The sequence below is a fragment of the Dietzia sp. DQ11-71 genome (assembly GCF_014144995.1).
Taxonomy (GTDB): domain Bacteria; phylum Actinomycetota; class Actinomycetes; order Mycobacteriales; family Mycobacteriaceae; genus Dietzia; species Dietzia kunjamensis.
This window is the reverse complement of sequence record NZ_JAALDT010000425.1, coordinates 1-3,821: the sequence shown is the minus strand read 5'-3', so window position 1 is coordinate 3,821 and position 3,821 is coordinate 1. Positions and strand designations below refer to the sequence as shown.

Below are 3,821 nucleotides of genomic sequence, written 5' to 3'. Positions count from 1 at the left end.
GATGAGGACGAGCACCGGCGGGCAGTGGTTGAGCTCGTCCCGCAGCTGCTTGGCCAGGCCGAGTCCGCCGGTGGGCGTCGCCTCGCCGTCGAGGATCGCCAGGTCGACCCCGCCCGCGTCGAGGTGTTCGAGGGCGACCGGGGCCGTGGCGACCTCGAGGTACGTCAGCCGGGGCAGGTCCGGGTGCGGGCGGGTGCCGAGGGCGGACATCACGCGGCTGCGGGTGGCGGCGTCGTGGCTGTAGACGAGCACCCGCAGGGCGACGTCGTCATCAACGGTCCGGCCGCCCGTGGTCTCGGTCACGATCGCGAGCCTACCGAGCGTGGGTGGTCGCGGGAGCGAGAGCGGGCCTCCGGTCGGCCCGGGCGTGGCTGAAATGAGCGACGCGGCCCGGGCTCGAGAGCTCCGGGCCGCGTCTGCGGCGGAGGATAGGGGATTTGAACCCCTGAGGGGCTATAAACCCCAACCCGCGTTCCAGGCGAGCGCCATAGGCCACTAGGCGAATCCTCCGTGGAGGAGAATACCCAGGACGCGCAAGCAGAGGCAAACCGCGGGGCCGAGCGGCCTCGGATCGCGGCCCGGGAGGCGGGTGGGGTGCGGCGCGGGAGGCGGGGCGGTTAGACTCGTCCGTGGACCCCGCGCGGCGTCCATCCTGTGAACTCCCCCAGGGCCGGAAGGCAGCAAGGGTCAGCGGGCTCTGGCGGGTGCGCGGGGTCCCCTTATGTCTTGGGACATGTCTTAGGGCACCAACACCGAAGTTGTCGATCCCGCCGGAGGCCACAGTGGCACTGTCCGATCTCCCCGCCGACGAACTCGCCCGACTCGAGTCGCAACTGGCCGCCGAGTACGACGCGCTGGCCGACAAGGGCCTGGCCCTGGACCTGACTCGCGGAAAGCCCTCGCCCGAACAGCTGGACCTGTCCGAGCGGCTGCTGTCGCTGCCGGGGGAGGGCGACCACGCGGCGGGTAAGACCGACGTCCGCAATTACGGCGGCGGGGCGGGACTGCCGGAACTGCGGTCGATCATCGCCGAGCTGCTCGGGGTGGAGACCGACCGCGTGATCGCCCAGGACAACGCGAGCCTGTCGATCATGTACGACCTGCTGACGTTCTCCATGCTCTTCGGCACGCCCGACTCCCAGCGTGCGTGGAAGGACGAGCCGGTCCTGCGCTGGCTGTGCCCGGTGCCCGGTTACGACCGCCACTTCAACATCACCGAGGCGCTGGGCATCGAGATGATCCCGGTGCCGCTGGGGCCGACCGGTCCGGACATGGACGAGGTCGAGCGTCTCGTGTCGAACGACCCGTCCATCAAGGGCATGTGGTGCGTCCCGATCTTCGCCAACCCGACCGGCGCGGTGTACGACGACCACACCGTGTCCCGCCTCGCGCGCATGGCGACCGCCGCCCCGGACTTCCGGATCGTCTGGGACAACGCGTACGTGGTCCACACGCTCACCGAGGATTTCCCCAAGGTCCCGGACGTCGACACGCTGGCCGCCGAGGCGGGTCACCCCAACCGCTTCTGGCAGGTGTGCTCGACCTCCAAGATCACCTTCGCCGGCGCGGGTGTGTCGTTCTTCTCCGCCTCGCGGGCCAATCTCGACTGGTACCTCGGCCACACCTCCGTGCGCTCCATCGGGCCGAACAAGGTCAACCAGCTCGCGCACGCCCGATTCTTCGGCGACGCCGACGGGGTACGCGCCCACATGCTCCGCCACCGCGAGGTCATCGCGCCGAAGTTCGAGGCCGCCGCCGCGGCCCTGGCCCACCGGCTCGGCGAGTACGACGTGGCCCGCTGGACCCGGCCCGAGGGTGGGTACTTCATCGACCTCGAGGTGGTCGACGGCACCGCCACCGAGACCGTCCGCCTGGCCAAGGAGGCCGGGGTGGCCCTCACGCCGGCCGGGTCCGCGTACCCGCACGGCAAGGATCCCGAGGATCGTCACATCCGTCTGGCGCCCACGCTCCCGCCGCTGGCCGAGGTCGAGACCGCCATGGATGTCGTGGGCCTGTGCGCTCTTCTCGCGGCCTGCCGGGGGGCGCTCGCCGACTGAGCGATCGCTCGGCTCGGGCGGCGTGTAACAACTGCGTCATCTGCGTTAACGGCGGCCATTAACGGACCGCGCTCCCGATCCCGCCTCTTCGTCCCCGGGAATCATGAGGTGACCAGCACGTCTGCCCGTCCGTGATCTCCGCCACATTCCCATAGTGTGAATGTGGGAGTCCATAGCTTAGGTAACCCTGTCACCTGCATGAATGTAATTCGCCGGGCCTGTTGAGCAAGTGTCAATGCAAGTGCGGTCTTGTCCGGGCCGGGGCTGTCTGGTTGTATCGGAGTCGTCCGAGCTAGAGGGATGCGGACACCGGAGACAGCTGAGGGGCTGTGAGGGGCCGGTGTCCGATATCGGTTCGGGAACCGTGCTGCGGGGGTCTGAGGGGGCCCGATCCGCGCGCGAGGGACGTCGGGAGGGGCTGCGTATGACGCGGCCCCTCCGGTCATTTCGGCCCATCCCGGATCACGCGTGATCGCCGTCGGAAGCGGAAGTCCTCGTCGTCGTACCCCCTGGGTACCCTCTAGGCGTGGCTCTCTATCGGAAGTACCGCCCCGCCTCCTTCGCCGAGGTCGTGGGCCAGGAGCACGTCACCGAACCGCTCTCGGTGGCCTTGTCCTCCGGTCGTATCAACCACGCCTACCTCTTCTCCGGCCCACGCGGCTGCGGCAAGACCTCGTCCGCCCGCATCCTCGCCCGCTCGCTCAACTGCGTGCAGGGGCCCACCGCCGACCCGTGCGGCGAATGCGACTCGTGCGTGGCGCTGGCGCCCGGCGGCCACGGGACCCTCGACGTCACCGAGCTCGACGCGGCCAGCCACGGCGGCGTCGATGACACGCGTGATCTGCGCGAGCGGGCGTTCTTCGCGCCGGCGTCCTCGCGGTACCGGGTGCTCATCATCGACGAGGCCCACATGGTCACCAACGCGGGCTTCAACGCGCTGCTGAAGATCGTGGAGGAGCCGCCCGAGCACCTCATCTTCATCTTCGCCACCACCGAGCCGGAGAAGGTGTTGCCCACCATCCGCTCCCGCACGCACCACTACCCCTTCCGGCTGCTCACGCCCACGTCGATGCGCGGGCTGCTCGAGCGGATCTGCGAGCAGGAGGGTGTGCAGGTCGAGCCGACCGTGTTCCCGCTGGTCATCCGGTCCGGTGGGGGATCGCCGCGCGACACGCTCAGTGTGCTTGACCAGCTCATGGCCGGCGCCGGTGACGAGGGCATCACCTACCCGCGCGCGGTGAGCCTGTTGGGGGCGACCGAGGTCGCGCTCATCGACGACACGGTGGATTCGCTGGCCGCCGGCGACGGGGCCACGCTGTTCCGGACCGTCGACAAGGTGGTCGAGGCCGGGCACGACCCGCGTCGGTTCGCCGCCGATCTGCTACAGCGGCTGCGCGACCTCATCATGGTGCAGTCCGTGCCGCAGGCGATCGAGCGTGGGCTCGTCGACGCGCCGGTCGAGCAGGCCGAGACCATGCGGCGTCAGGCCGAGAACATCGGGCCCGCCACCCTGGCGCGCTGCGCCGACATGGTGCACGAGGGGATGGGGTCGATGCGCGGGGCCACCTCGCCGCGGCTGTTGCTGGAGATCCTCTGCGCCAAGCTGCTCCTGCCCTCGGCGGACGACTCCATGATCGCGCTGCTGCAGCGTGTCGAGTCGCTCGAGTCGGGCGCCGTGCGGCCGGCCGCCGCAGCGGGTGCCGTCGGTGGCGGTGGATCCGCACCGGGAGGGTCGCCTCGGGGCGACGACGACGAGCCCCGCCC

Annotated in this window: 3 protein-coding genes, 1 tRNA gene and 1 other RNA gene; 3 read left to right on the top strand and 2 right to left on the bottom strand. The window is 70.1% G+C overall.

The features are described 5' to 3' along the window. A partial coding sequence (locus G6023_RS13800) for a response regulator (RefSeq protein WP_182636036.1) occupies positions 1–303 on the bottom strand: 303 nt, incomplete at its 3' end. Positions 304–422: 119 nt separating this feature from the next. Beyond that, positions 423–510: transfer RNA gene (locus G6023_RS13795), tRNA-Ser, on the bottom strand. A 118-nt stretch (positions 511–628) separates the two neighbouring features. Between G6023_RS13795 and ffs the strand changes: the two genes are divergently transcribed. From ffs to G6023_RS13780, 3 genes are all read left to right on the top strand, one after another. After that, positions 629–723: signal recognition particle sRNA small type (gene ffs, locus G6023_RS13790), an RNA gene on the top strand. 59 nt (positions 724–782) lie between these two features. After that, positions 783–2,057: an aspartate aminotransferase type Ic gene (locus G6023_RS13785; RefSeq protein ID WP_182636035.1), complete on the top strand. Its 1,275-nt coding sequence runs from the start codon at positions 783–785 to the stop codon at positions 2,055–2,057. Positions 2,058–2,583: 526 nt separating this feature from the next. Beyond that, on the top strand, positions 2,584–3,821 hold a 1,238-nt coding region (locus tag G6023_RS13780; RefSeq protein WP_182636034.1), incomplete at its 3' end, for a DNA polymerase III subunit gamma and tau.